We start from the raw sequence: 24,445 nt of genomic DNA, 5'->3' as shown, positions 1-24,445 counted from the left end.
CAACGGAAACCAATGGCTTTCTCTGATGCCGAAAAACAACTGAAAGCCTGGATCCGTTCCCAGCATCTGATTTGCGAGGGAACAGATTTCATCTTTGAGACCGTCGACCAGACCCACCTTGACAAGTTCGAACAGTGCATCGAGCAGCTTGGTGGGAGAGTGCGCAAAGTTGCTGCTGCAGGCAACTGGCCAATGGGTCCGCGACGAACCTTCAAGATTCTGCGCGCCACGGCTGCCGTACCAAGACCCGGTGGTGAAGCCCTCGTGACGTATTGGGCAAAACGTGGCACCACTCAAACGCGTTACGCAGAAATCAGCTGAAACAGTTCAATCATCAAACCAACCGAACCAGGTGGGTTTACTGAAATCAGACACCTGACTCCAGCTGCGCAACAACGTGAGTGAATCGATGAAGAACCCCTGCTGATCCGCCAACGCAATCACTTCATCCTGGGTGCGCGCTCCCTTCACCTGATCCTTGAGGTCTGGCCGCGAACGAACCAGCTCGATGAATGAGCGCAAAGCCGCATCCTTCTGATCATCAGTCAGAGGCATTGAGGGCACAGAACTGGAACCGTCATGGATGGTGGGTTGAGACGGAACAGACAGATCGGCAGGTCCCAGCAGGCCCTCGCTGCCGGCTCCGTCCATCAGCAACAAACGCCACCGGGACAACTGGCGGAAAGCCCAGCTCCAATGAGCCGGATCCGCCTGCTGCATCAAGGCAATCTCTGCATCCGAAGCTTGAAGCGCGTCCATGGCCACGTAACGCCCCCACTCAGGGAGGCTGATGGTGTAACCGCGAATGTTGGCGTAAGCAACGATGTCGTAATGATGACCGAGCGTCTTGATCCCTGTAGCCAAGCCGTGGTCATCAACAATGGCTTGCACAAATCTTTCCAGCTCTGCACTTGCCACCTTCAGCACTCCTGAATCCAAAGGGCAAAGTTAACCTGCTTACAGATCATTTGCAGCACCAGTGGTCCGCCAGGGCATTGCAGAGTTCGCCAGGCAATGCCTGCCTCAGTATGACCGGATTCAACCAGAATCTTTGGAGGGCGCTGGGCTTGCTCCAACGGAATCAGAGCACCACTCAAGCAACTTCCACAATCCTTGATCACATGATTGAGATCTTCAAGCGTTGTTATTGCATTCAACGCTGAGCCATCCTCATGTTGATCAAGAAAGCGGCGAATTTCCTGCGCGGCTTTCTCTGTTGCAGCCATCTGGCTTTATCCTCCAACAGGCAAGTGATCATAGGTCCAATCAATGATCTCGCGTCACCTCCCTCCTCCCGAACATCAATGAGCGAGCGCTTCGACACTCTTTTCTCTGGAATGAGTGAAGAGACAGCGAGGTCCACCCTTCTCAGGAAGCCAAGCGAGCTCGACAATCCTGGACTGAAATATCTGGCAGCGACACGCCTCGGAGCCTGCACGTCTGCAGAATCCTTTGAACTCCTGCTGGAAGCAGGCGCCAATCCATCGGACGACCTCTACGAGCGCATCACGAGAAGGAAGGCCTTGGACGCCCTCGGCCGTCGCAAGAACCCCAAAGCCCTTCCGGTGCTCCTGGATGCCCTGAGGGCCGACGACGAACCCACGGTGGTGAACGCCGCTGATGCAATCGCCCGCATCGGCATCCCCGTCGACATCAATGGACAAGCCGAGCTGATCCGGGCCCTCGAAGGACCGGACAATCAGAGGAGGGCAGTGATCCAGGCCTTCACCAGACTTGGCATGGCCGATCGCGATCACGCCATCGATCGCTGCCGTCAGGACACCAACCCGCTTGTCGCGGGAGCCGCCCATGCACATCGTGTGCGCGTTGAGGGCAACCCCGACGGTCTCTCTCCATTGATCAGTCAGCTGCAGGACGACAACCCCGGACGGCGGCGGGCAGCTGTGATTGATCTCGGCGATGCAGGACGGGTCGAAGCGCTGGCCCCCCTGATCCGCTGCCCCGTTTCGATGCCATTGCGCGCCAAAAGCGCGTTCTTGATGGCAACGACCGGCCGTGGCTCGATCGAACCGAAGGCGGTGGATCTCCTTGAACAACTGCTTCAGGACGACCCCCGCCGCCTTGATCTGGATGGCCTGCCCCCGACGGAGGCCGCTGAGGATGCCATTCGGGACGGCCTGCAACACAGGGATGAGGCACGTCAGTACGCGGCGGCAAAGGCCCTGATGACCTTGCCGAAAGAGGGGCAGCTGAACCTGATCGACGGGCTGCGGTCCAGTCTCGGCAGCGACTACGGCGTGCACTATCTGCTGGCCAGCTGCACAGGTCTTCTTCACCTGCACGAACGAAGCGACCTGGTTCGTGAAGCTCTGGCTGAGACGGCTCCTCAATACGCCAAGTCCAGAGTGGCCGCGGCCTGGAGCTGCCTGCGGCTCGGGCTCGGCGATCAGCGCTCAGCCCTCCAAGCGCTCAGTGAATCGAATCCCTGGCAACCACTGCGATGGAGCTGCGAACGCGCTCTGCTGCACCTTGCCTAAGCCGCAATGAATTCGTTCTTTCGTTTTTCTTTCTTTTTGCAGTGCAAATTTGTATTGAGAAGCCTGAAGCATTCACCCTTGATCCATTCGCATCGGCGTACGGTCCCGGGGTGATGCATCGCATCTACCCCCTCTCCTTAGCATTTGATTATGCTCGACGCATTCTCTAGGCAGGCTGTATCCGCTGATTCCAGCGGCAGCTTCATCGGTGGCGCTCAGCTGAACGACCTGAAGGCATTCATTGCCGCAGGCAACAAGCGTTTGGACGCCGTGAACGCCATCACCGCCAACGCTTCCTGCGTGGTGTCCGACTCCGTTGCAGGCATCTGCTGCGAGAACACCGGCCTGACTGCTCCCAACGGTGGTGTGTACACCAACCGCAAGATGGCTGCTTGCCTGCGTGATGCTGAGATCATCATGCGCTACGTCTCCTACGCCCTGCTCGCCGGCGATGCTTCCGTGCTGCAGGACCGCTGCCTGAACGGTCTGCGCGAGACCTACGCCGCTCTGGGCGTTCCCGCCGGATCTGCTTCCCGTGCTGTGGCGATCATGAAGGCCTCCGCCTGCGCCCACATCACCAACACCAACAACACCACTGGTGAGCAGCGCAAGATGCCCGTCACCCAGGGCGACTGCAACGCACTGTCTGCTGAAGCTGCTTCCTACTTCGACATGGTGATCAGCGCCATCAGCTGAGCCCTTTAGAAGTTTTTTAAGCACATCCTTCTTTTAAACCAATGAAGTCCGTTCTCACCACCGTCATCGGCGCCGCTGACAGCGGTTCCCGTTTCCCCACCAGCTCCGACCTGGAGTCTGTGCAAGGTTCCCTGCAGCGCGCAGCAGCCCGCCTCGAGGCCGCTGAAAAGATCGCTCAGAACTACGACGCCATCGCCCAGCGCGCTGTGGACGCCGTCTACACCCAGTACCCCAACGGTGCCACCGGCCGTCAGCCCCGCCAGTGCGCCACCGAAGGCAAGGAGAAGTGCAAGCGCGACTTCGTCCACTACCTGCGTCTGATCAACTACTCCCTGGTTGTTGGCGGCACCGGCCCTCTGGACGAACTGGCCATCAACGGTCAGCGCGAGGTCTACAAGGCCCTCAGCATCGACCCCGGCACCTACGTTGCTGGTTTCACTCAAATGCGTAACGACGGCTGCGCTCCTCGTGACCTGAGCCCCCAGGCTCTGACCGAGTACAACGCTGCTCTCGACTACGTGATCAACTCCCTCGCCTGATTCTCAGCCGAGCGATTGGATCCCGATCCATCATGCGCAACGGGGCGGTTCAACCGCCCCTTTTTCATGGCTAACGCGCTGAAGCAACAGCGATCTGCGCTTTCGCTGCCACATAAGGCTCGGGATCCGAGAGCGCCTGGGACGCCAACCCCGCTGGCGCGATCATGAGAGCGGCATACCGCACTTCCCAGAAAGGGGTGCTGTCTGGGCTAAGCCAGACCTCGAAACAGCCGGGATGATCGGTCATTCCCAGTGCTCCCATTGCGAGCACCGCTGCAGGCTTGGATTTCATGAACTGCGGACGACGTGTGTTGATCGCCTCCTCCAGGAGGCTTCGGATCAGGGGCTGGGCAGCCTCAGGCCAAGAGCTGATCGCACCGAACAGACGAACGAAGAAATAGTGGGCTCCGTAATCGTTGTGAGCCTCCTCATCCCAGCGCTGCTTGAGCAGGGGCCAGAGCTCTTGGGCAGACCGACTCTGAAGAGACTGAAGGGCCAGATAGCTGCGACTGAAATCCGTTCCAAAGAATTCCTGGATTAAGAAGGCGTCCGTTGGCTCCTGGTCGTAGGCATGCACCAGCTCAAGGGACTGGGGGCGGTCCTGGAGCAGTGCATCGACAACGTCAGTGAGCTCCAAACCGTTGAAGTCCTGTGCTCCATCGGGCCAGAGAGCCCGAACCGCTCTCATCCGAAACACCGGAGACACCGGCGCTCGAAGAATCTGCGGCAACAGTTCCTGTCCACCGGCGTTGATGGCATCCTGAATCGCCGTTTGACGATCCATCTGGTTGGGTCTCAGCATGAGTGGCCCCAAGGCGCTCAGGAGATCTCGGGGGCCACCGAGACGCACAGCTGCACTGATGGCAGCCCCACGGACCCCGGAATGCTCGGCATCCTGAAGGTTCTGAATGGCAGGGAGTGCGTCCTGCACATCCAAGGCTGCGAGGCTTTGCACCAGCACGCGCTGGTTCTGAGACGGATCCTGCAGAAGCTCGATCATCCGACCGTGAATCTCTGGAATGCGGCAATCCAGCAGCTGAAGCGCGAAGGCAGCGTTTTCGACGAGATAGGGGTCATCGCTACAAAGACAGTCGCCTATGGCTGATGCTGCGTCGACACAGCCGAGACGTCCGAGCACTTCCACCGCTTTGCGTCGGGCAAGCCGGCGCGGCTGACTCTGATCCGTGCTCTGCACCAGGGCAAGCAGGGCCGATTCGGTTTCATCTCCCGGGAAATTGATCAGGTGCGCAGCAGCCATGTATGGATCGCTTTGCGACTCAAGCTCATCGATGGGCGCCGTCAGCAGCCGGATCGCCTCACATTGAGAAAGACCCGGATGAATGTTGTCAAAAGCTCCAGCCATCCATGCGTCGTGCCTGGGCAATGATTCTGCAGGAGCCGCCACTCACCGGAACACCGGGCTCACTGTCGTAAGGAAGATTGCGAACCCCTGGCGCGTGATGCCATCCGAGGCATCGTTTCCTGTATTCCAATTGACATCGCATGGGACCCATAAGCTCTGACGCCGTCGCTGTTCAAACAACTGTTGAGCTCGGCTCCCGGCCTTGGTCAGCACGCACCATTTGGGTGCCACGCCATCAGCTCAGCAGGAGCATGCAATCGATCCACAACCGTGGCATGTCAATTCAGTCGATCGCCTCCCACGCCAGCACAAGCCCAGACAACGCAACCGTCGAATCGTCATCGGTGCAGAGCTCAGAGCCCAACCGGAAGTCGGCCAAGCGGGGCGGCCGTCGTCGGCGCGGCTGATATCAATCAGGCCGATCAACGATCTCAAAAACGCCATCAGCAGGGCGACCAGCCGTCAGGCCTGTCCAGTTGATCACCTTCAGGAACGCGTCGGGGTCCACCGTCTCAACGACGTCGACCCCCCATCCACCTTGCTGCAGTGGTGCACCGGGATTGCCCACGGAATCTTTTCGTCCACCAAGAGCCATCACCGCATGGGAATCGCCATGGCCCATGGAACGGCGAACAGCTCGCCACGCGGCCGTGAGTTCAGCTGCAAAGGCAGCAGGTTCAGCGGTGGATTCAAGGCTGAGTTTCCAGTGAGGATGTGACAAGGCCTCAGCGATGGACACCGATGGGCATTCCTGTTGCAGTGCCGCCGCCAGGGCATCAAAGTCCAACGGTGGAACGGCATCGGCTTGGATCTGAAGGTTGTGGGAAAGAACGAAGCTGGTCACAACAATCAGGCGACTGGCGCGACCTTAGCGATCAGCGAACCGGATAATGAATGGCTGCATCAGCCGTGCCGTGACCGACGTTGCTCCCTCGTTCAACAGCGCTGAGCCGGTTCAGCTCAGTGAGGAGGAAGCAGAACAGCTGGCCCAGGAGCTGAAGCTGCAACTGAGGCAGGGGGAACGACCCGCCGGTGATTCCCAGGCAATCGAGCGGATGGTGGCGGGACTGGGCGATCGACGTGGGTTGCTGCGTCTCACGTTCGCCGAGAGCCTCGGGACCGTGGGCAGCGCGGCCGTGCCGGCATTGTGCACAGCCATGTGCGAGCACGAGAACGTGACCGTTCGCCGTGCTGCGGCCAAAACACTCACGTTGATCTCTGACCGACGCGCTCTGCCCTTCCTTCTCAAGGCGTTGCTCAATGATGTCGATCCTGTTGTTCAGGGATCAGCCGTCGGTGCCATGGCCGTGATCGGGGCGGATGCGGTTGAGGGTCTGTTGGAGATTCTTGTGGACCCTTCCAACACCCCCATGCAGACGGGGCTGGCGAGCTGGGGACTGTCTTTTGTGGGAGCTCGAGCGCCTGAGGCCCTGAAAGAGGCCGCCCGCTCCCCTCATGCACGCATCCGCACCGCAGCGATCGGAGCCCTTGGTGATCAAATTCAGAACCTGGGGGACGAAGATGCCCGCCAGCTCCTGACGGATGCACTGAAAGACGAGGATGAGGAAGTGCGCGCTGAAGCAAGCACGTTGATGGGCAAGCTGAACGACAGCCAGTGGGCCCTGCCCTTGCTTCTGCCAAACCTGAACGATGGTTCGCCACTGGTTCGCAAGAACACGGCTCTCTCACTGATGAAACTCGAGGATCCGGCTGCGATCCAGGCTCTTGAAAGCCGCTGTGAGAGCGAACCCGATGACGCCGTGAAACCGATTCTGCGTCTCGCGGTCAACCAACTTGAAAGGCACGCTTGAGCGGATTTGTTCCGTTCTTTAACGTAATGTCAATATGTAGTGTTCGCGTCGAGCACTGCATGCGCAACCACGGGAGGGCAGCTGAGGGGCTGACCTCCCGTTTTTTATGAGCGGCGGCTGTCCAGACGTCCAAGCGATGCCTCCACCATCTGACGGGACAACGGATCCGTCGCAGGGTCGTCGAACACCTCCCGCAGGCAGGTTTCAGCCCGGGGATCAGGGATCTCGGCGAGAGCCATGGCCGCAGACTGGACATGGGCGATGTTGTCTCCCTTGCAAATGCGGATCAGAAGAGGGAGGGCCTGAATGCCGACCTGCCCCAGTGCCATCACGGCTGACTGAGAAACCACTGGAGACTCATCAGAGAGTGCGGTCTCAAGAACAGCCATCGCCTCTGGAGAAAAGCTCTGATCTGGATAGTTGGATGCGATCTGGGCGTAGGCCTTCACACAACTGGCCCGCACCGTTCCATCCGGGCTCATGCCAAACAGCTCAGCCAGAGGACGCAGGGCCACCGCGCCAAAGGCCCCGAGGCCTCGCACTGCCGCACGGCGCAGGGAAACATCAGGTTGATCCAGAAGGGTCAGCAGCCTCTGCAGTGCTTCATCGGGCCAGTGGTCCACCATCGCGAGGTAGGCCTGGGTCTGCAGATGCGGATTGGGGTGAGCAAGGTCCGCAAACAACGCATCCAGATCCGGACGGACGGACTGCGCCGGCGAAGTCATCTCCAAGCCGGAAACATTCGGTTGACTATCCATCAGAGCAAGGCTCAAACAACTTCAGGGGCCAAAAGTCAATCTCTCAAAACTGATGGCGCACCGTCAACAGATCACAAAATCTTCGAGGGGGCAAAGCATGATGACGAACATCAAGACGGGAAGCCCCAAAGAGATACTGTCAACTTCAAACATCGCCTGACTCTCCTGCACCTCAACAGTGAGACAGCTTAAAAAAGCGGGCCATGCCCGCTTTTTTAAGCTCACAGGCAAATCAATAAAGCCTGTAGTCAAACTTTCCTGCGTACATCCGCCGGAAAGCAGCATTTCTAGGATTGTTGACGGCATTCGTGTAGGAGAACTCCGTGGTATCGGCAACAAATCCGGAGGCTGCCGCCGAAAGAGCCGAACGCCCCTTAGTCAAACGCTTCACCAGCAGAGGTCCTGAGTACATCACATGATCAGCGCTGGCATTAGCAGGCGATATTTCGACCATGTTGACAAATGTCGAGCAGTAGGAACGCGCCTCTGACTTGAATCCACGCAGGTATGGGACTGTATCCGTACCAAACGTTTCCAGATACTCCTCAGATCGGACCAATTGATCAACAAAAGCATCAAATCCATGATCAGCAATCAGCTTGATCGCGGAACCAACCTCCTCTTGACTGATCGGAGGACGACCCAGAAGATGCTTGGTGGTCAACTCGACGCCACGCATCGGCGAGACAGCGAAGAAAAACTTTTCCTTATAAAGGTCAGACTTCACAAGGCCTGCCATGAAATCGCGGGTCGTGATTCGGCCATCCCGCAGAAAAGCCTCAAGGGAGGAAAGCCTTTGATTATTAGCGATTCCAATATTACCGAACACCTGCTTATAAGCAGCCGAGATCGCATTATTCAGAGCGCCATCTCCCGTTGCCGCATAGGAATGATTGACGGAAGAGAACGGACAGATCTCATGAATGCGGGGACCTGCTCCAATCCCCATGGAGCCACACTGGTTCTCCTTGTACTCAGCGGTGCTCTTGGAAGCCTTACCCCGATTCGATGCAGCACTCTTGACTGCATCCCGAGAGTTTGAAACCGCGAACGAAACCCGATTCTGATCGGTAAAGTCTCGCTTGAGCTTAATTGCAGGCATGGAGATTGGTTGACTACACGCAATTTATTACCCAACTAGAATTTTTTCGGGATTCTTATTGCTACTTAAAGTACGCAGCTCATACTTTTGTGAAAATACTGGCAACATCCATCTGAAAACCACTCTCTTTCCAAGCCACAAGAGAATCCAGCCATGCCTCCCAGGAGGCGTTGGGGTTTGCCACGCTCCAATGCGCGACAGTTCAAGAAACTCTTCTCCATCGAGATCTCACAGTTCTCGATGATAGAAAACGAGACTAAGGAAGACGACAAGACAAACCAGGCAACAAAAAAGGAGGCCCGAAGGCCTCCTTCTGGTTGATGAATGACTTGAACTCGCAGCTCAGGAGAGAGCGTTGATCACATAGTCCAGGTAGGACTTGAACTCGTTCAGAGCCTGGGGGCTCATGTCGCGAGGGGCGCAAGCGCGATCGCGGGTGTAGGTCAGAGCTTCGACGTAAGGACCGGTGGGCAGACCCAGGGTGCGATACACCTCACGGGCGCCAGCGATGCCCCACTCATCCAGAGGGCCGGTACCGCCAACAACCAGGCAGTAGTTGATCAGGCGCAGGTAGTGGCCCAGATCGCGGTAGCACTTGTCCACCTTGGTCTGGTTCTCACCAGCTTCACCGGGCTGCTTGAGGTAGGGGTACTTGTTGAAGCAGGCATCGCCGGCTTCCTTGGTGACGGCGTCGAGGCCAGCAGCCAGCTTTTCAGCGGCTTCCAGGCGAGCAGCGGCGCGTTGGATGTTGCCCTGGACGGCCTCGAGGTCGTTCTGGGAGGGGAAGCGACCGGCTGCGTCAGCAGCGGTCACAACGGTGGTGACGACGGATTTCATCGTGGAGATCCTTTAGATGGAGGTTGGTGTTGAGGAAATGGGAAAACCCGATTGACTCAGGCGACGGCGCTGATCACGCGATCGAAGTAAGAGGCAGCCTCAGCAACAAGAGCGGAGCAATCGCCTTGAGCGGTCTCCATCTTGCGGAACTTGGTGCCACCCAGTGCAGGGGTGTTGGTCTCACCAATGTGAGCCGTGGCAGAGGCTTTCATGATCGCCACTGCGCGGGCAGCGGACTGAGCGGGAACACCCAGTGCGATGTAGGTCTCTTTCAAACCATTGAGGCAGCGGTCATCCAGGACGGATGCATCGCCAGCCAGCAGGGCGTAGGAGATGTAGCGGAGAATGATTTCACCGTCGCGCAGGCAAGCGGCCATGCGGCGGTTGGGGTAGCAGTTGCCACCGGCCTGGATCAGACCAGTGTTCTCGCAGATCATGCCGGTCACAGCATCGGAGACGATGCAGGAGGCATTGGAGGTGATGGCGTTAACAGCGTCCAGACGCTTGTTGCCTTCGGCAACGTACTGACGGAGAGCGGCGATGTCGCCAGCACCCACGGCAGCAGTTTTGGCGTCAGCGCTGACGACGGAACGGGAGAATGCGTCGAGCATTTGGAAGCCAGACAAAGGAGGGAATGCTTCGGGCTGCCAGGATTGAAAGCATCAGGCACATCCTCAGAGAGGAGGTAGCTGCTAGCGATTCAGACCTGGCTTTGAAGCGCCTTTAGAACGTAACCGGACCTTTCAGCCTCCCCATGGCCACTGCTGAGGTCACGCAATGGTTCGTCACTTGTCGAATAAACGTTGAGAGTTGATGCAGAAGCAGCAAGGCCCTGCAGGAGCTCCAGACAAGCCTCTCTGGCGATCCCGCAGGTCGTTTCAGGTTTTTCCTCTCACATCTATTTATTAGTCAACCGGTCGATTGCTCGGGCCGGAGGCCAGCCCATGCGGCTTACCCTCGAGCCACAGTCGAGCTGAAATGGCGTCGAACTCACATGGCTGAACCCACGCTTCAGGAGCTTCAAGACTCGATCGAAGAGCTCGAGGCCTACCGGAACCGCCTGCGCGATGACGTGATCGCCATGGGCAAGAAGCTGAAGCTCCCCCAGAAGAGGATTGACGCCACGGTCGCGGAACACGCTGAGCTTCAGAGGCTGGAAGAGGTGCTCGAGCAACTGCTCAAGCAACGGGACACCATGGCAAACGCCTGATCCATGCCTGTGTTTGAGCCGCCAATGTCGATGGTCCAGTTCTTGGCGGCCAGCCGTGGAACGTGGTTGAACCGCCGATCGATCCATCACCTGGATCACCAGGACGATGAAGCGGCGGACTCCAACCTGGTGATCGAACCCTTTGACGCCTCAGACCCGGTTGTCAAAAAGGTCTGTGATGCTCTCCGTGTCGCAGCGAACCGCTCCAGTGGAGGCGGCCGCTTCTGGTGGGAAAGCAACCTCAAGAAAGGAAGCCTCAACGACGACTACGCGGCCGTGATTGTCGATGTTCCCCAAGCAGATGACCCCCGAAGGGGATTTCTCCTCCGAGACGTTGGATATGTGGAGAAGAAGGCCGTGATCAGCACCTATGCCTTTGCAGACGACGGAGTCCTGACCATCACCACCCGCTACGACACCAATGTGGGGACTGAACGCTGCTGGTTCGTGACCGATCAGGTGCGCATGCGCGTGAGTTCGGTGCAGTGTCTCAATGGCGTGTCGATGACCACCTACTGCACGGAACTGCGATGCCCGACCGACGACGACATCAAAGCCATGGCTGAGAAAGCCCGCCTGTTCGCTGATTCGACCGTCTTGGAGACCAACAGCTGATGTTCGATTCTTTCCTCAGCCAGCTGCACGACGACATTCGCCAGCGAGGGGGGCAACCGGCCGCCGTGCCCGAAGGATTGGAGCTGTGTCAATCAGACAAGAGTGGGGGAACGATTGAAAGCTGGCTCTGGAACGTTCCAGGCTTCCGACGCTGGCGGGTCACCCGGCTCGATGCCGGAGAGAGCCTGCAAGTGCTCAATTCAGTGGCTTACCCCGAGCACAGCCTCGACCATCCATTGATGGGGGTCGATCTGCTCTGGTTCGGCGCCCGCCAGAAACTCGTGGCCGTTCTTGACTTCCAGCCGCTGATCCAGGACAACGATTATCTGGAGCGCCACTTCACCGGGCTCAAGGCCCTGCATGAACGGTTCCCCGAGCTGAACGGAGAGGAAACAATGCGCTCCTTCGATCCCAACCAGTACTTCTCTCCCTGGTTGCTGTTCTGCCGCGGCGGCGCCCAGGAAGCGCAAGGCTCACTTCCCACAGCCTTTGATGCGTTCCTCGCGGCTTACTGGTCAATGCATGATCAGGCCGTTGGACAATCCGCGCTATCTCCGTCGGACGTGGAGAAGCTCCAAGACGCTTACGACGTTTACAGCGCCGAGCGCGACCCAGCTCACGGTTTGTTCACCAGTCATTTCGGGAAGGAATGGTCCGACCGATTCCTCCATGAATTCCTGTTTCCCGCCAGCCAGCCCGCATGAGCCTCCATCTCCGCAAGTCCAGCCTCGATCCTGTTCAGATCCCGGGATGGCGGTGGCAGCCATTTCTCGACCATGCCGTTGCTGCACTTGAGCCTTTTCAAGTGATTCCCTACCCGGTTGCGGATGCCTTCCTTCAGAAGGAGGGAAGCACCGGATCAAAAGCGAAACCCGTTCCTGTCACCACTGCAACCTGGGCCTGCACCACGGACAAACTGCGCCAGGTTCGCTGTGCCTGCGTCGAAGCCGGTGCGGCGGCTTCGGTGCTGAATTTCGTGATCAATCCGAGCTGCCGGTTCGACCTGCCGTTCTTCGGGGCGGATCTCGTCACTCTTCCGAACGGCCATCTCCTCGCGCTCGATCTGCAACCCGTTGACAAGGCCGATGCGGATCACACCTTGCCGGTGTGGGAGCGCTTGATGCCGATCTTCGAGCGATGGCGCGCCGAACTTCCCGATGGTGGCCCGATTCCCGAAGAAGCCAAGCCGTACTTCTCACCTGCTTTTCTCTGGACCCGCATCCCGCTCGGTGAGGAAGGGGACGACCTGATTGAACGCGTGATCCGTCCAGCCTTCGCTGATTATCTGCAGCTGTATCTCCGCCTGGTTGAGGAAGCGCAGCCCGTGGATGACGATCGTGCGGCACTGCTCCTGTCCGGGCAGAAGCGCTACACGGCTTACAGAGCGGAGAAGGATCCGGCGCGCGGCATGTTGACGCGCTTCTACGGGAGTGAGTGGACGGAGTCCTACATCCACGGTGTTCTGTTCGATCTTGAGAAGACCACCGCGACTCCCTTGTCGTAGCAAGGGAGTTAAGCATTATGAACAGCCGTCGGGGCGCCCGCTGGGCCTTGGCGAGAATCTCACCGACCCCGACGGGACCTTCCTTACGATGTCCCTCCGGTGTCTGTGACACCCATTTAGACGCTGCCAAGAGGAGTTCCAAATGTTCGACGCCTTCACCAAGGTTGTCGCCCAGGCCGACGCCCGGGGACAGTTCATCAGCACCAGCGAGATTGACGCTCTCGCCGCCGTCGTCTCTGACAGCAACAAGCGTCTGGATGCCGTCAACCGCATCTCCAGCAACGCCTCCACAATCGTTGCCAATGCAGCCCGCCAGCTGTTCGCTCAGCAGCCTGCACTGATCGCCCCCGGCGGCAACGCCTACACCTCCCGTCGCATGGCTGCCTGCCTGCGCGACATGGAGATCATCCTTCGCTACGTCACCTACTCCGTGTTCACCGGTGACGCTTCCGTGATGGAGGACCGCTGCCTGAACGGCCTGCGTGAGACCTATCTCGCCCTCGGCACTCCCGGTGCTTCCGTTGCAGCCGGCGTGAACCTGATGAAGGACGCCGCTCTGTCCATGGTCAACGACCGCAACGGCATCACCTCCGGTGACTGCGCCTCTCTGAGCAGCGAGATCGGCACCTACTTCGACCGCGCAGCCGCATCTGTGGCCTGATCCAGGCATCAGCCCTCTTCGTCTAACCGCTTCTTTCTTTCATCATGAAAACCCCCCTCACCGAAGCTGTCGCAGCTGCCGATTCCCAGGGACGCTTCCTCAGCAACACCGAAGTGCAGGCCGCTTCCGGTCGCTTCAGCCGTGCCAAGGCCAGCCTCGAAGCTGCCAAGGCACTGACCTCGAAAGCTGATTCTCTGGTCAACGGCGCTGCTCAGGCCGTTTACAGCAAGTTCCCCTACACCACCCAGATGGAGGGGTCCAACTACTCCGCCACCCCGGAAGGCAAGGCCAAGTGCTCCCGCGACGTCGGGTACTACCTGCGCATGATCACGTACTGCCTGGTGGCAGGTGGCACCGGCCCCATGGACGACTACCTGATTGCCGGTCTGGCAGAAATCAACCGCACCTTCGAGCTCTCCCCCTCCTGGTACGTGGAAGCTCTGAAGCACATCAAAGCCAATCATGGGCTCAGCGGCGACGCCGCCACCGAAGCCAACAGCTACATCGATTACGCCATCAACTCCCTGATCTGATCAGGTCCCGATGCGTTGAAAGCCCCCCACCGGGGGGCTTTTTTTATTGTTCCTGTCTATCAAGCCCAGCTGAGCTGAGATGACTTCCACCGTGCGTCGTTTTCTCAGCCTGCTCTGTGGGGAATACAGCAATCAGAAGCAGGCCTTCGACAACCCACCGCTCTATTCCCACATCTTTCTGCGTTATCGCCCACTGGACCATCTCAGGCCCGGATCCATCCTTCTGGAACAGACTTACGCGGTTGATCCGAGCAATCCCTACAGGCTGCGGATGATCCGGGCTGAGGAGCAATCCCCAGGTGTGATCAAACTCTGGAATCACGCCTTCCGCGATCCGTCCCGCTTTGCCTCTGCGACATTTGATCCCGAATGTCGACGGCAGATTGTCGAGGGTGATCTTGTTGCCGTTGACCAGTGCCACTACCAGGTACTGGAACAGGACAATGGCTACCACGGAGCCATCGAACCTGGCTGCCGGTGCATCGTGCATCGGAACGGAAAGGACACCGTGCTCTTCAGCACGTTTCACCTCTGGGGGGATGAACTGACGACCCTGGATCGAGGCCACGACCCCGTCTCCAACGAACAATGCTGGGGGTCGGTCGCTGGAGCGTTTCGATTCCAGCGGACCTCAAGCTGGGGTGATGACTTGCCGGCGGAGTGGTTGTGATGGAACCTTTGAGCGAAGCTCAGGTGATCGCCAACCTCCGCCAGACCGAGGACGTTCCGGCTCAGTACTACGCAGCCTGGTGGCTGGGGAGGATGCGCAGCAGACACCCGCAGGCGGTGACGTTGTTGCTCGACACCCTGTCTGCGCTCAGTCAGGTTCCCGTTGATCCAGAGCGCCGAGGTGTGGCTCTGAATGCCATCCGTGCTCTCGGCATGCTGCAGGACGCACCGGCTCTCAGCGCCCTGCTGCCTCTGCTGAGATCCTCTGATTACTCCGTCCGTGAGGAAGCGGCACGCAGCCTGGGGCTCCATCGGGCGACCGAAGCCGTCGGCCCGTTGTGCCATCTGATTGCCGGAGGGCCGGAGCAGGCGGGCCGGGAGCAACCTGGATCGGCCCTGCTCCAGGAACCCTGCGAAGCGATCCTGGAAGCTCTCGGAGCCATCGGGGTGGCAACGCCAAGCGTCATTGAGACGATCACTCCCTTCACCCAGCATCCAAGACCCCTGATCCGCGCAGCCGCCTGTCGGGCCCTGCTCCAGATCACCGGAGACCAGCGATGGGCTTCCGAACTCGAGCAACTGCTGCTGCATCCGGAACCTCTGGTACGCCGCGGAGCCCTGCTTGATCTCGGGGCCACGGGCTGGACTGCTTCGCTGCCGGCCATTGAGGCGGCAACGGTTGAAAGCAGTCTCAAACTGGTGGCGCTGAGAGGTCTTGCCGAACAGAGCGGTGACAGCACCATTCTCGATGTGATGGACAGGCTGCTCTGATGCCATCGGTTGCCTTGGACAGTGCCATCCGTCACCTGGATGACGCCAGAACCACTCCCGAGCTGGTGCGTGCAACTCAGGCCATCTGCGCCCTGGAAGATCCAGCGGCGGCTCCCACCTTGATCAAGGTGCTCGGTTACAACAATCCAGCGGTTGCCGCCGTGGCCACGCAAGGGCTGATCGCTCTGGGCCGAGCCATCGTCCCCACCCTGCTGATGAGCCTTGATGCTCAGAACTATGGCGCGAGAGCATGGGTCGTGCGGGTCATCGCCGCCCTGCGGGATCCCAGGGGCCTGGAGCTGCTCGATCGCGCCCTCCAGGCAGACATCGCTCCCAGTGTGAGACGTGCAGCGACCCGTGGGCTCGCTGAACTCGACCTCGTCGGTTCCACGGCACCGGCTGATCTGTCGCGCTGTTATCTCGCCCTCTTTCGCGCTGCCCGTGACGATGAGTGGGTGGTGCGATATGCGGCTGCCTACGGCCTGGAACGACGGCTCAGCCTGACGCCACCGCCAGAGCCCCTGGCAGATCGGGGGTGCGCGCTCCTGCAGGAGTTGTCAGAGGAATGCCGTGAAAATGTCAAGGTGGTGCGTCTGCGGGCCCAGCTCGCCCTCCAACGCCTGTCCATCGGATGACTCAGAAGCTGCTGTTCGTCTGCCTTGGCAACATCTGCCGCTCGCCAGCCGCCGAAGGGGTGTTCCTGCACCTGCTGAATCAGCGGGGACTCAGCGACCGGTTCGTGGTGGATTCCGCCGGCACCGGTGGCTGGCACACCGGCAACCCCGCTGACCGGCGCATGCAGGCGGCCGCCGGCCGTCGCGGAATCCAGTTGCCAAGCCGTGCTCGTCAAATCAGCCTGGACGACCTGAGTGACTTCGATCTGGTCCTCACCATGGATGACGCCAACCTGACGGCCGTTCAGGGCCTGGCCCGGGAAGCCGGACACCGCGCCACAGCGACCGTGCGGCCGATGCTGAGTTACGCCCAGCGCTTCACTGAAACCGAAGTTCCGGATCCCTATTACGGAGGTGAAGCCGGTTTCGAGCATGTGCTGGATCTGCTGGAGGACGCCTGCAGCAACCTCCTGGACGAGCTCAGTTCCCAGGCGTAGGCCAGACCTCTTCACCCACCCGCGAGCGGAACTGCCCCACCAGCTCATCAATCACGGCATCAATGCTCATGCCATCGGTGATCAGCTCCACCGCATCGGCAGCCTTCACCAACGGGGCCTCCTCCCGGGTGCTGTCCAGCCGGTCCCGCTCGGCGATCTGCGCCTCCAGCTCAGAGCGCTCTGGAACGGGGAAGCCGCGCTGCTCCAGATCCAGGGCCCGACGGCGGGCCCGCTCCGCGACCGTGGCGGTGAGAAACACCTTCAGCTCGGCGTCGGGAAACACGGCAGTGCCGATGTCACGTCCCTCCGCCACCAGACCTCCCTTCGCCCCCATCGCCTGCTGCTGGTTGGTCAGCGCCTGACGCACACACCGATGGGCCGCCACCGCGGACACGGACGCCGTGACCTCCGGCGAACGGATCACGGTGCTCACATCCTTTCCATTCACCAGAACCTGCTGACCACCCGAAGGAAGCGACTTGAGCTGAAGATCAAGACCATCCAGCAGCGGCTCGATCGCCGCCCCATCGGCAGGGTCCACCCCATGGCTCCTCACAAGCCAGGTCACGGAGCGATACATCGCCCCGGTGTCGAGATAGGTCAAACCCAATCGCTCGGCGAAGGCTCTGGTCACCGTGCTCTTACCGGCCCCGGCCGGACCATCGATGGCGACAAGGGGAGCTCGGCTCATCAGAAAAACGTGATCAATCAGACGGGTACCGCCGCAACGAACCGCCGCGGCCAACAGAGAGATCGCCTTCTCCTCACCGCAGGGCTGCAGGGTGACGGGATCCACTCTCTCTACATACTCCACCTCAAGGCCGGCATCCCTGAGTGCGTTGGGAAGTCGATCGATGGCGCCATCGTCCGTCGCCCGCAGCAGCCGTGGCAGAGCAGCCGCCCGTTCGCGTTGTTCCCCGGAGAGATAACGATTGCGAGAGCTGAAAGCCAGACCGTCCGACTCCCGCACGGTCGGAACGCTCAGCACGGACAACGGAAGACCCAGATCAGCCACAAGCCTGCGGAGGATGACCAGCTGCTGCCAGTCCTTCTCTCCCAGCACCAGACGATCCGGGCGCACCATGGCCAGAAGGCGGGCCACGACGGTGGCGACTCCATCAAAGTGGCCAGGGCGACCGCCACCACAGAGTGACCGCTGGAGAGAATCCGGCACCTGAATGCGCATCACATCTTCAGGCCCATCCGGATAAACCGTTGCAACGGACGGAACCCAGATCGCATCGGCCCCACAGGATTCGGCCACAGCAACGTCAGCATCCAGAGTGCGGGGATACCGCGCGAAATCCTCGTTGGGAGCGAACTGCAGCGGATTCACAAAGATGCTCACCAGCACCGGGCCCTGATCCGAGGAACGGGCAGATCGCATCAGCTGACCATGTCCCCCATGGAGTCCTCCCATCGTCGGGACAAAGGAAAGGGGACGATCCAGGCCTCGACGCCAGACGCTGAGTTCCGCAGCTGATCGCAGCAGGTGTGGCTTCAGCGCAGCACCTCGAGGCGGACTTCAGCGATGCCGGAGCCAGTCAGACCAAGAGTGCTTGCGGCTCCATGCCCCAGGTCGATGACCCGATGTGCCACGAAGGGACCGCGGTCGTTGATCCGGATCACGGCGGAGCGACCGTTCCAGAGATTGGTCACGCGCACCTTGGTTCCAAAGGGAAGTGTGCGGTGGGCAGCCGTCATCGTTCCCGGGCGGTAGATCTCACCGTTGGCCGTGCGATTGCCGTAGAAGCCCGGGCCATACCAACTGGCTTCACCTGTGATCACCTTCGCAACATCAGGAACAACCTTGACCTTGGGCTTCGGCAAGACAGCAACAGGTGGTTCCGGAGTCTCCACCACATCGTCCGGGAGGAGCATCGGGCCCTGCTCGGACGACATCTCGGAAGAAACCTCCAACGGCTCGCCTCCGTCCAGTGAGGAGAGATCGCTCGCCACGACCGGGATGACGGCAGCACTTGCCGAGATCGCTCCGGTCAGGCTGAAAAGGGTCAGAAAGGTTCGCATCCTGAATGGCCTTCGCGATCTGCCCTGAGGCTGATCGTCAGAACAGGCCTGCTTAGAAGTTCGTCACAAGGAACCTAGGGAGCATCTCTTGCGATCACGCCCCGCCTCCATCGCGGTCATGGCAGCGAAAGACAGGCTGCTGCCATGACGAGGTCCGGCATGAACACTGAGGTTGCTCCGCAGGATCCGAAGTCTTTCTGATCAGCCGCACTTCTCACAGTGATCAGCTCACCTGATCAGGCAGGCTGACGCTGTCTGCACCGTCACGACAACGGCGCCGGGGCAGGATCAGAACATCGGCTCAGACCCATGGACTACAAGAGCGCCGGCGTCGACGTTGAAGCGGGTCGCGCCTTCGTGGAACGGATCAGAACCTCTGTGGAGGCAACCCACCGACCCGAGGTGATGGGAGGCCTCGGCGGCTTTGGCGGAATGATGCGGCTTCCAGAGGGGCTGCGCCAGCCCCTGCTGGTGGCCGGGACGGATGGAGTCGGCACGAAGCTCGAACTGGCCCAGCAGCACCACGGGCATCACGGTGTCGGCATCGATCTGGTGGCGATGTGCGTGAACGACGTGATCACCTCCGGCGCCTCCCCCCTGTTCTTCCTCGATTACATGGCGACGGGCGCCCTCTCCCCTGACGCCATGGCCACGGTGGTGGAAGGCATCGCCGCGGGCTGCCGACTCAGCGGCTGTGCCCTGCTGGGGGGGGAAACCGCTGAGATGCCTGGGTTTTATCCAGATGGCCGCTATGACCTTGCAGGCTTCTGTGTCGCCGTCGTCGAGGCTGAGAAACTGATCGATGGAAGCAGCATCCACCCCGGTGACCGGGTCATCGGATTGGCCAGCAGCGGTGTCCACAGCAATGGCTACAGCCTCGTCCGCAGGGTTCTGGAGCGGATGGAGGCCGACGCTTCCACCGTCTACGGCTCACAACAGCGGCCGCTGATCAAGGACCTGCTGACGCCGACGCAGCTGTATCCAGGCGTGGTGCAGAGCCTTCTGAAGAACGGACTGACTGTCAACGGCATGGCCCATGTGACCGGAGGTGGATTGCCGGAGAACCTCCCTCGCTGCCTGCCCGAGGCGACACGCATCGCCATTGACCCAGGAAGCTGGCCGCGACCGGATCTGTTCGCATGGCTTCAGCAGGCAGGAGACATCCCAGAACGGGACATGTGGCACACCTTCAACCTCGGCATCGGTTACTGCCTGGTGGTTCCCTCCGATCAGGAGAACGCCGTGCTGGACCTTTGCCGTGAGCAGCAGCAGCAGGCCTGGAGCATCGGGGAAGTCCTCTCCCGAGCAGCGGGTGATCCACCTGAGATCAGCGGAATTCCTCAGTAATTGCTTCGCTTTCCAACATCAGCGCAGCCCGGAGAGCGTCTTCAATTTCAATCGATTAAAGTTACCTAGAGCACATCGGATCTTTTTCCGATAGCAGCGTCGATACATCCGGACAAATCCGATGCCTCTTGATAGACCCCAGCGCACCACGCGGCGTCGGTCCTCTGCGGGACCCACGCCTCCTAGACGCCCCATCTCCACCTCCCACGAACGACCCAACGGACACCGACAAGGACCGAGACCGACCTTTCTGACCCTGCGCGATCACGGCAAGGTGTTCGTGGCTGATCTCCCGCACCTTTCTGACGGACAACTGGCGCACATCAGCAAGGAAGCCGCAGAGGTCCTTGACAGCCTTGAACGCCGGATCAAGGACCTTGAGCAGGAGCTCGGGCAGGCACCTCAGGATCGCGACACCCTGATCAAGGCCACCACCAAACGGGATGTGACCCATCGGTTCATCCGGGCCATCGAGGAGGAGCAGGAGCAACGACGCAGCAATCCGGCTCTTCGCAACGCTGCTGGGGAGTCCCTGCCACGCACCTTTCTCGAGGTAGCCCGACACCGTTTGCCCGGTGCCACCTTCGACTCACTGCTGCAGGAGGCTCTGAGCGCATGCGAGCGGCAACTGGAAGCCGCCAAAGCCACTCCGAAGCCTGACCAAGACAAGGTTGTCCCACTGCGCAGCGAGGCCGCCAACAGCCTGCCGGTGGTGGTGAGTCCTGATCCGGAGGATCACATCGCCGAGGCCTGATCGTCTCGCTCAGGCACTCTCGAACGGATTGGCAGGCATTCTCACCGGACACCTGCTGCGGAGCGTGTCCAGCCGATCCTGTTCCTCTGGGGTGAGCTCCCAGCTCAGGGCAGCGGCCGCCTCGCGAGCCTGGGCAGGGCTGCGCAACCCGGGGATCGGTGTTGCTCCATGGGCTCGGCACCAGTTCAGAGCCACCTGAACCATCGAGACACCGCGACGATCTGCCATCCCCTTCAGTTCCTGCCGCAACGGAAGGCTGGCCGGCAGCAACCGGTTGAACAGCCTGCGACGCAGAAGCGTTCCAGGACGAGGCTGCGCATCGGGAGGCTGGCCGAGCACTCCGAAGGCCAGAGGGCTGTAGGCGAGCACCTCGATGCTCCGCTTCCGGCAGATCGCCAGCAGGTCCTGCAGTCGGTGATCCCCGGGAGCCATCAGGGAGAACTGCACCTGAACACTGCTCAGACGCACGCCACGCTGCTCCAGTCGATCCTGCATCCACTCGAGACGCCTGGGCCCCATGTTGGAGACGCCCAGCTCGCGCACGGCACCGTTCAGCACGAGATCAGCCAGTCCATCCAGAAGCGACACCTCCTGCCAGGGGGCATACCGAGCCGTCGACCAGTGCAGCTGGACTCTCTCAAGGTGCCCCTGGAGGCGGTCACGGCTGGCAGCGAAGGCTCGATCCAGTCCGCGTCGGCCGATCCTCCAGGGGAACGGCGCCAGTTTCGTGGCGACCAGAAGCTCGCGTTGCAGGCTGGCCGGCAAGGCCTGAACGAAACGACCGAGAAGAGCTTCGCTGCGCCCGTTCAACCGCCCGGTGCCGTAGGAATCCGCGGTATCCACCAGACGCAGGCCTGACCTGACCGCCTCCAGGAACGTCTCCTCCAGCACAGGGTCATCCCGTTCGGGCTGGTACCCCCAGACCAGCTGATTGCCCCAGGCCCAGGTGCCGAAGCCGATCCCGTTCAACCGCCCCGCGTCCCTGCGCGCCATGATCGCCCCATCATCCGAACCGTTCATGGTCTCCGCCCCATCTTCCTCCGGCACTGGCGAGGCTGCGGATCAATCCGCCGGAACCGGCCAGAAGAGCGAGGACCGGGAGCCGGTCCTCTGCAACCACTGTCGCCGCACGGCCAGCAATGGAATTCGCTGCCTGGGGATGTGCGTCGCCGACAACGACTACTGAGTTCCAGGGATCGACGTGATGACCACCGGCTGCGAGAGTCGGGGGCATCCAAACGGGGATGTCAGACGTTGGTGAGCATTCGAAGGCGGCACCCAGATTCGAACTGGGGATAAAGGATTTGCAATCCTCTGCCTTACCACTTGGCCATGCCGCCGATCGGGAATCGCCATTCCCATCAGGGGATCGTATCAGCCGCGAAGAAGCTGCACTTCTCGTTCTCAGCAATGGCCACGGCGAGGATCTGATCGCCCTGCGGGTCCTGGAGGAGATCCACCGGTTCCGCCCGGGACTGCCCCTTGAGGTGCTGTCTCTCGTGGGCGGTGGCAGTGTGTTCAGCAACGCCATCCAGGCTGGATGGCTGCAGAGGGTCGGCCCCAACGCCAGCCTCCCCAGCGGGGGCTTCAGCAATCAGAGTCTCCGCGGACTGCTGGAGGATCTTGCCGCCGGTCTGCCGCTGCTGAGCTGGAATCAGTGGCGCCTGGTGAAACGCCTGGCCAGCCAGGGGCGGCGGATGCTGGCTGTGGGCGATCTGCTGCCGCTGGCCCTGGCGTTCAGCAGCGGTGCTCCGTACGGATTCATTGGCACACCGAAGAGCGATTACACCTGGCGAAGCGGTCCGGGGCGTTCCATCAGCGACCGCTACCACCGCGTCAAAGGCAGCGAATGGGATCCCTGGGAGTGGGCTCTGATGCGGCGTGACCGCTGCCGGCTCGTGGCGGTGCGCGACCGACTCACAGCCCGGGGCTTGCGTCAGCACGGGATTGACGCCCTCGCTCCCGGCAATCCGATGATGGATGGTCTTAAAAGAGTCGCGGTCCCGACAGCGCTCTGCCGTTGCCGTCGCGTGCTGCTGCTCTGTGGCAGCCGCATGCCGGAGGCCCTGGAGAATTTCCGGCGCTTGCTGGGGTCCCTGTCCTCGATGCACACCCCGGTCCCTCTGGCGGTGCTGGTGGCGGTGGGATCGCAGCCGCCCCTGTCAGCGCTCGAGCGGGTGCTGCTGGATCAGGGCTATCGCCGCAGCCTGCCCCCGTCGGAGTCACTCGAGGCGGCGGCCTGCTGGGTGAGCGGACGTCGCATGATCCTCATCGGCCCCGGGTGCTTCGCGCGATGGGCCGGCTGGGCGGAAGCCGGAGTGGCCACCGCGGGCACCGCCACGGAACAGCTGGTAGGGCTGGGCATTCCGGCCGTCTCTCTGCCGGGACCGGGACCCCAGTTCCAGTGGGGATTTGCAGTCCGTCAGAGCCGGCTGCTGGGAGGTGCTGTGCGGCCCTGTCGCACTCCATCCGAGCTGGCCGAACGACTCGCTCAACTGCTGGATGATGCAGCACTGCGGACGAAGCTTGGTGGCATCGGACGGCACCGGATGGGACCTCCAGGAGGCAGTGCCCGCCTGGCACGGCTGGTCCTGGACCGGTTGCACGGATACTGAAGGCATCCGGTAAGCAGAGATGGCCGCCCTTCAAGATCCCGAATACGTGAAGTTGTGCGCCAGGCTCGCCAGCGGGCTCGGCATCAGCCTTGCCAGTGCCCGACGCCAGGTGGACATGGCATCAGCCCGTGCTGGGAGCAAGGCTGTGGAAGACCGCCGTCGGGTGGCTCAGGAGATGCTGGATGAGCTGGACACATCCCGGAGCCAGGAACTCGGAGCCCTGCTGCAGTCCAGCGAAGGGCATGCCGACTTCATGCTCGAGGACTGAGCTGTCCGCCCCCGTCAGTGCTCGAAGGTCTGGTTGAAGCGCAGACGATCCAACTCAGCCACGACAGGGATGCAGCCAAAACAGCGCTGGGCCAGCTCCCAGCGCCCCTCACGGCGCAGCATCGTCTCCAGTTTCCGGCGTGCCGGCAGCAGGTAGCGCACATCGTTGGCGGCATAGGCCAGCTGCGCATCGGTGAGTTCGTCGACGCGACCCCAATCACTGCTCTGGGCCCCCTTGTCCAGCTCCACACCCACGAGTTCCTGCACCAGATCCTTGAGTCCATGGCGAGGGGTATAGGTGCGGCCCAACCGACTGCCGACCTTGGTGCAGAACAAGGGGTGAACGGCGATCCCCAGCCCGCTGGCCAGAGCCGCCACATCGAATCGGGCGAAATGAAACACCTTCTCCACCGTCTCAGCCTCCATCAACCTGCGCAGCTGGGGGGCCTCGCTCTGACCGAGGGCAATGCGCACGCAGGCGACGCGATCGTCCTGATCAGCGATCTGCACCAGACAGAGGCGATCGCGACCATGCACCAGTCCCATCGCTTCGGTGTCGACCGCCAGGGCATCCGTCTGCAGGTAGCGGTCGGTCCAGGCTTCATCAAGGTCCCTGTCAAAGACAGCGAATTCAGCAGGGCTAGTCGGCGAATCAGCCACGGGTGAGTTCCCGGCAACTGCTCGAGTCTGGCGGGCCCGCGGCCAGCCGAATCACAAACTCCCTCTTGAATCTCAAAATGAGATCGCTTTTCATGG

General features: G+C 60.8%; 32 protein-coding genes and 1 tRNA gene. 20 read left to right on the top strand and 13 right to left on the bottom strand.

Annotated features, from left to right (window positions below):
- Positions 1-12: 12 nt before the first annotated feature.
- Complete coding sequence (locus tag KR49_RS10465; RefSeq protein ID WP_043695078.1) at positions 13-321, top strand: hypothetical protein; 309 nt, start codon at positions 13-15, stop codon at positions 319-321.
- Positions 322-327: 6 nt separating this feature from the next.
- On the opposite strand, the gene KR49_RS13390 is transcribed toward KR49_RS10465, so the two are convergent.
- Together KR49_RS13390 and KR49_RS10450 are read right to left on the bottom strand one after the other, a co-directional pair.
- Complete coding sequence (locus KR49_RS13390) at positions 328-891, bottom strand: Nif11 family protein (protein ID WP_253912751.1); 564 nt, start codon at positions 889-891, stop codon at positions 328-330.
- 29 nt (positions 892-920) lie between these two features.
- Positions 921-1,226 (bottom strand): hypothetical protein, encoded by a 306-nt coding sequence (locus KR49_RS10450; protein WP_043695075.1) that lies wholly within the window; start codon positions 1,224-1,226, stop codon positions 921-923.
- A 78-nt stretch (positions 1,227-1,304) separates the two neighbouring features.
- Between KR49_RS10450 and KR49_RS10445 the strand changes: the two genes are divergently transcribed.
- The 3 genes from KR49_RS10445 to mpeA all read left to right on the top strand — a co-directional run bounded on the left by KR49_RS10445 (position 1,305) and on the right by mpeA (position 3,733).
- Entirely contained in the window at positions 1,305-2,498 is a 1,194-nt protein-coding gene (locus tag KR49_RS10445) for a HEAT repeat domain-containing protein (RefSeq protein ID WP_043695072.1), read from the top strand.
- Between the two features lie 150 nt (positions 2,499-2,648).
- Positions 2,649-3,194, top strand: a complete 546-nt coding sequence (locus KR49_RS10440; protein WP_043695069.1) for a bleomycin hydrolase — start codon at positions 2,649-2,651, stop codon at positions 3,192-3,194.
- A 41-nt stretch (positions 3,195-3,235) separates the two neighbouring features.
- A complete protein-coding gene (gene mpeA / locus KR49_RS10435) occupies positions 3,236-3,733 on the top strand; it encodes a class 2 C-phycoerythrin subunit alpha (RefSeq protein ID WP_043695066.1) in 498 nt (165 codons plus the stop codon).
- A gap of 70 nt (positions 3,734-3,803) precedes the next feature.
- Here the strand turns inward: mpeA and KR49_RS10430 are convergent, their stop codons facing one another.
- Complete coding sequence (locus KR49_RS10430; RefSeq protein ID WP_043695062.1) at positions 3,804-5,096, bottom strand: HEAT repeat domain-containing protein; 1,293 nt, start codon at positions 5,094-5,096, stop codon at positions 3,804-3,806.
- Positions 5,097-5,505: 409 nt separating this feature from the next.
- Complete coding sequence (locus tag KR49_RS10425) at positions 5,506-5,940, bottom strand: DUF2656 family protein (RefSeq protein ID WP_043695059.1); 435 nt, start codon at positions 5,938-5,940, stop codon at positions 5,506-5,508.
- Positions 5,941-6,010: 70 nt separating this feature from the next.
- On the opposite strand from KR49_RS10425, the gene KR49_RS10420 reads away from it, so the two are divergent.
- Complete coding sequence (locus tag KR49_RS10420) at positions 6,011-6,907, top strand: HEAT repeat domain-containing protein (RefSeq protein WP_043697333.1); 897 nt, start codon at positions 6,011-6,013, stop codon at positions 6,905-6,907.
- A 104-nt stretch (positions 6,908-7,011) separates the two neighbouring features.
- Here the strand turns inward: KR49_RS10420 and KR49_RS10415 are convergent, their stop codons facing one another.
- The 4 genes from KR49_RS10415 to cpeB all read right to left on the bottom strand — a co-directional run bounded on the left by KR49_RS10415 (position 7,012) and on the right by cpeB (position 10,215).
- Complete coding sequence (locus KR49_RS10415; protein ID WP_043695056.1) at positions 7,012-7,632, bottom strand: HEAT repeat domain-containing protein; 621 nt, start codon at positions 7,630-7,632, stop codon at positions 7,012-7,014.
- A gap of 265 nt (positions 7,633-7,897) precedes the next feature.
- The gene (locus tag KR49_RS10410) at positions 7,898-8,767 is read right to left on the bottom strand and encodes a phycobilisome rod-core linker polypeptide (protein WP_043695052.1); all 870 of its coding nucleotides are present in this window, start codon (positions 8,765-8,767) and stop codon (positions 7,898-7,900) included.
- 342 nt (positions 8,768-9,109) lie between these two features.
- Complete coding sequence (gene cpeA, locus KR49_RS10405) at positions 9,110-9,604, bottom strand: class 1 C-phycoerythrin subunit alpha (RefSeq protein WP_011932400.1); 495 nt, start codon at positions 9,602-9,604, stop codon at positions 9,110-9,112.
- 56 nt (positions 9,605-9,660) lie between these two features.
- Positions 9,661-10,215, bottom strand: a complete 555-nt coding sequence (gene cpeB / locus KR49_RS10400; protein WP_043695045.1) for a class 1 C-phycoerythrin subunit beta — start codon at positions 10,213-10,215, stop codon at positions 9,661-9,663.
- 383 nt (positions 10,216-10,598) lie between these two features.
- On the opposite strand from cpeB, the gene KR49_RS10395 reads away from it, so the two are divergent.
- The 10 genes from KR49_RS10395 (at position 10,599) to KR49_RS10350 (ending at position 16,678) form a co-directional block, all read left to right on the top strand.
- Positions 10,599-10,814, top strand: coding sequence for a hypothetical protein (locus tag KR49_RS10395; RefSeq protein ID WP_043695042.1), 216 nt, complete (start codon positions 10,599-10,601; stop codon positions 10,812-10,814).
- 30 nt (positions 10,815-10,844) lie between these two features.
- Complete coding sequence (locus KR49_RS10390; RefSeq protein ID WP_253912750.1) at positions 10,845-11,429, top strand: phycobiliprotein lyase; 585 nt, start codon at positions 10,845-10,847, stop codon at positions 11,427-11,429.
- Positions 11,429-12,133 carry a 15,16-dihydrobiliverdin:ferredoxin oxidoreductase gene (locus KR49_RS10385; RefSeq protein ID WP_043695036.1) on the top strand — a complete coding sequence of 235 codons (705 nt, stop codon included), beginning with the start codon at positions 11,429-11,431 and terminating at the stop codon, positions 12,131-12,133. Before KR49_RS10390 ends, KR49_RS10385 begins: the two co-directional genes overlap by 1 nt.
- On the top strand, positions 12,130-12,933 hold the full coding sequence (locus KR49_RS10380; RefSeq protein ID WP_043695033.1) for a phycoerythrobilin:ferredoxin oxidoreductase: 804 nt from the start codon (positions 12,130-12,132) through the stop codon (positions 12,931-12,933). The genes KR49_RS10385 and KR49_RS10380 overlap by 4 nt, the downstream gene beginning before the upstream one ends.
- Positions 12,934-13,075: 142 nt before the next feature.
- Entirely contained in the window at positions 13,076-13,594 is a 519-nt protein-coding gene (locus tag KR49_RS10375; protein ID WP_043695030.1) for a phycocyanin subunit beta, read from the top strand.
- Positions 13,595-13,638: 44 nt separating this feature from the next.
- Positions 13,639-14,127, top strand: coding sequence for a phycocyanin subunit alpha (gene cpcA / locus KR49_RS10370; protein ID WP_043695027.1), 489 nt, complete (start codon positions 13,639-13,641; stop codon positions 14,125-14,127).
- 79 nt (positions 14,128-14,206) lie between these two features.
- Positions 14,207-14,797, top strand: a complete 591-nt coding sequence (locus tag KR49_RS10365) for a chromophore lyase CpcT/CpeT (protein WP_043695023.1) — start codon at positions 14,207-14,209, stop codon at positions 14,795-14,797.
- Complete coding sequence (locus tag KR49_RS10360) at positions 14,797-15,567, top strand: HEAT repeat domain-containing protein (RefSeq protein ID WP_043695019.1); 771 nt, start codon at positions 14,797-14,799, stop codon at positions 15,565-15,567. Before KR49_RS10365 ends, KR49_RS10360 begins: the two co-directional genes overlap by 1 nt.
- Positions 15,567-16,202: a HEAT repeat domain-containing protein gene (locus KR49_RS10355; RefSeq protein ID WP_043695016.1), complete on the top strand. Its 636-nt coding sequence runs from the start codon at positions 15,567-15,569 to the stop codon at positions 16,200-16,202. The genes KR49_RS10360 and KR49_RS10355 overlap by 1 nt, the downstream gene beginning before the upstream one ends.
- Positions 16,199-16,678, top strand: a complete 480-nt coding sequence (locus KR49_RS10350; protein WP_043695012.1) for a low molecular weight protein-tyrosine-phosphatase — start codon at positions 16,199-16,201, stop codon at positions 16,676-16,678. Before KR49_RS10355 ends, KR49_RS10350 begins: the two co-directional genes overlap by 4 nt.
- On the opposite strand, the gene KR49_RS10345 is transcribed toward KR49_RS10350, so the two are convergent.
- Positions 16,662-18,167 (bottom strand): bifunctional pantoate--beta-alanine ligase/(d)CMP kinase, encoded by a 1,506-nt coding sequence (locus KR49_RS10345; protein ID WP_256381041.1) that lies wholly within the window; start codon positions 18,165-18,167, stop codon positions 16,662-16,664. The genes KR49_RS10350 and KR49_RS10345 overlap by 17 nt on opposite strands.
- An 11-nt stretch (positions 18,168-18,178) precedes the next feature.
- Positions 18,179-18,706 (bottom strand): septal ring lytic transglycosylase RlpA family protein, encoded by a 528-nt coding sequence (locus KR49_RS10340; protein WP_052378235.1) that lies wholly within the window; start codon positions 18,704-18,706, stop codon positions 18,179-18,181.
- A 309-nt stretch (positions 18,707-19,015) separates the two neighbouring features.
- Here KR49_RS10340 and purM point away from each other — a divergent pair, with 309 nt between their 5' ends.
- Together purM and KR49_RS10330 are read left to right on the top strand one after the other, a co-directional pair.
- Complete coding sequence (gene purM, locus KR49_RS10335; protein WP_043695008.1) at positions 19,016-20,053, top strand: phosphoribosylformylglycinamidine cyclo-ligase; 1,038 nt, start codon at positions 19,016-19,018, stop codon at positions 20,051-20,053.
- 121 nt (positions 20,054-20,174) lie between these two features.
- Complete coding sequence (locus KR49_RS10330) at positions 20,175-20,807, top strand: hypothetical protein (RefSeq protein ID WP_043695005.1); 633 nt, start codon at positions 20,175-20,177, stop codon at positions 20,805-20,807.
- A gap of 9 nt (positions 20,808-20,816) precedes the next feature.
- On the opposite strand, the gene KR49_RS10325 is transcribed toward KR49_RS10330, so the two are convergent.
- The gene (locus tag KR49_RS10325) at positions 20,817-21,827 is read right to left on the bottom strand and encodes an aldo/keto reductase (RefSeq protein ID WP_253912749.1); all 1,011 of its coding nucleotides are present in this window, start codon (positions 21,825-21,827) and stop codon (positions 20,817-20,819) included.
- On the opposite strand from KR49_RS10325, the gene KR49_RS14310 reads away from it, so the two are divergent.
- The gene (locus KR49_RS14310) at positions 21,826-21,993 is read left to right on the top strand and encodes a hypothetical protein (protein WP_173402145.1); all 168 of its coding nucleotides are present in this window, start codon (positions 21,826-21,828) and stop codon (positions 21,991-21,993) included. The genes KR49_RS10325 and KR49_RS14310 overlap by 2 nt on opposite strands.
- 83 nt (positions 21,994-22,076) lie before the next feature.
- On the opposite strand, the gene KR49_RS10320 is transcribed toward KR49_RS14310, so the two are convergent.
- Positions 22,077-22,147, bottom strand: a tRNA-Cys gene (locus KR49_RS10320).
- Positions 22,148-22,234: 87 nt separating this feature from the next.
- Here KR49_RS10320 and KR49_RS10315 point away from each other — a divergent pair.
- The gene (locus tag KR49_RS10315) at positions 22,235-23,422 is read left to right on the top strand and encodes a lipid-A-disaccharide synthase-related protein (protein ID WP_253912872.1); all 1,188 of its coding nucleotides are present in this window, start codon (positions 22,235-22,237) and stop codon (positions 23,420-23,422) included.
- A gap of 19 nt (positions 23,423-23,441) precedes the next feature.
- Complete coding sequence (locus KR49_RS10310) at positions 23,442-23,690, top strand: hypothetical protein (RefSeq protein WP_043695002.1); 249 nt, start codon at positions 23,442-23,444, stop codon at positions 23,688-23,690.
- Positions 23,691-23,704: 14 nt separating this feature from the next.
- On the opposite strand, the gene KR49_RS10305 is transcribed toward KR49_RS10310, so the two are convergent.
- Positions 23,705-24,349, bottom strand: coding sequence for a ribonuclease D (locus KR49_RS10305; protein ID WP_043694998.1), 645 nt, complete (start codon positions 24,347-24,349; stop codon positions 23,705-23,707).
- Positions 24,350-24,445: the final 96 nt, after the last annotated feature.

Source organism: Synechococcus sp. KORDI-49, from assembly GCF_000737575.1.
GTDB lineage: Bacteria > Cyanobacteriota > Cyanobacteriia > PCC-6307 > Cyanobiaceae > Parasynechococcus.
Note: the sequence above shows the minus strand (reverse complement) of the source record. Positions and strands in the feature narration are given on the sequence as shown.

Bases quoted from the DNA above. Each gene is read 5' to 3' on its own strand.
- KR49_RS10465 (WP_043695078.1), top strand. From the start codon at position 13: ATGGCTTTCTCTGATGCCGAAAAACAACTGAAAGCCTGGATCCGTTCC.
- KR49_RS10450 (WP_043695075.1), bottom strand. From the start codon at position 1,226: ATGGCTGCAACAGAGAAAGCCGCGCAGGAAATTCGCCGCTTTCTTGAT.
- KR49_RS10445 (WP_043695072.1), top strand. From the start codon at position 1,305: ATGAGCGAGCGCTTCGACACTCTTTTCTCTGGAATGAGTGAAGAGACA.
- KR49_RS10440 (WP_043695069.1), top strand. From the start codon at position 2,649: ATGCTCGACGCATTCTCTAGGCAGGCTGTATCCGCTGATTCCAGCGGC.
- mpeA (WP_043695066.1), top strand. From the start codon at position 3,236: ATGAAGTCCGTTCTCACCACCGTCATCGGCGCCGCTGACAGCGGTTCC.
- KR49_RS10430 (WP_043695062.1), bottom strand. From the start codon at position 5,096: ATGGCTGGAGCTTTTGACAACATTCATCCGGGTCTTTCTCAATGTGAG.
- KR49_RS10415 (WP_043695056.1), bottom strand. From the start codon at position 7,632: ATGACTTCGCCGGCGCAGTCCGTCCGTCCGGATCTGGATGCGTTGTTT.
- KR49_RS10410 (WP_043695052.1), bottom strand. From the start codon at position 8,767: ATGCCTGCAATTAAGCTCAAGCGAGACTTTACCGATCAGAATCGGGTT.
- cpeA (WP_011932400.1), bottom strand. From the start codon at position 9,604: ATGAAATCCGTCGTCACCACCGTTGTGACCGCTGCTGACGCAGCCGGT.
- cpeB (WP_043695045.1), bottom strand. From the start codon at position 10,215: ATGCTCGACGCATTCTCCCGTTCCGTCGTCAGCGCTGACGCCAAAACT.
- KR49_RS10395 (WP_043695042.1), top strand. From the start codon at position 10,599: ATGGCTGAACCCACGCTTCAGGAGCTTCAAGACTCGATCGAAGAGCTC.
- KR49_RS10390 (WP_253912750.1), top strand. From the start codon at position 10,845: ATGGTCCAGTTCTTGGCGGCCAGCCGTGGAACGTGGTTGAACCGCCGA.
- KR49_RS10385 (WP_043695036.1), top strand. From the start codon at position 11,429: ATGTTCGATTCTTTCCTCAGCCAGCTGCACGACGACATTCGCCAGCGA.
- KR49_RS10380 (WP_043695033.1), top strand. From the start codon at position 12,130: ATGAGCCTCCATCTCCGCAAGTCCAGCCTCGATCCTGTTCAGATCCCG.
- KR49_RS10375 (WP_043695030.1), top strand. From the start codon at position 13,076: ATGTTCGACGCCTTCACCAAGGTTGTCGCCCAGGCCGACGCCCGGGGA.
- cpcA (WP_043695027.1), top strand. From the start codon at position 13,639: ATGAAAACCCCCCTCACCGAAGCTGTCGCAGCTGCCGATTCCCAGGGA.
- KR49_RS10365 (WP_043695023.1), top strand. From the start codon at position 14,207: ATGACTTCCACCGTGCGTCGTTTTCTCAGCCTGCTCTGTGGGGAATAC.
- KR49_RS10360 (WP_043695019.1), top strand. From the start codon at position 14,797: ATGGAACCTTTGAGCGAAGCTCAGGTGATCGCCAACCTCCGCCAGACC.
- KR49_RS10355 (WP_043695016.1), top strand. From the start codon at position 15,567: ATGCCATCGGTTGCCTTGGACAGTGCCATCCGTCACCTGGATGACGCC.
- KR49_RS10350 (WP_043695012.1), top strand. From the start codon at position 16,199: ATGACTCAGAAGCTGCTGTTCGTCTGCCTTGGCAACATCTGCCGCTCG.
- KR49_RS10340 (WP_052378235.1), bottom strand. From the start codon at position 18,706: ATGCGAACCTTTCTGACCCTTTTCAGCCTGACCGGAGCGATCTCGGCA.
- purM (WP_043695008.1), top strand. From the start codon at position 19,016: ATGGACTACAAGAGCGCCGGCGTCGACGTTGAAGCGGGTCGCGCCTTC.
- KR49_RS10330 (WP_043695005.1), top strand. From the start codon at position 20,175: ATGCCTCTTGATAGACCCCAGCGCACCACGCGGCGTCGGTCCTCTGCG.
- KR49_RS14310 (WP_173402145.1), top strand. From the start codon at position 21,826: ATGGTCTCCGCCCCATCTTCCTCCGGCACTGGCGAGGCTGCGGATCAA.
- KR49_RS10325 (WP_253912749.1), bottom strand. From the start codon at position 21,827: ATGAACGGTTCGGATGATGGGGCGATCATGGCGCGCAGGGACGCGGGG.
- KR49_RS10310 (WP_043695002.1), top strand. From the start codon at position 23,442: ATGGCCGCCCTTCAAGATCCCGAATACGTGAAGTTGTGCGCCAGGCTC.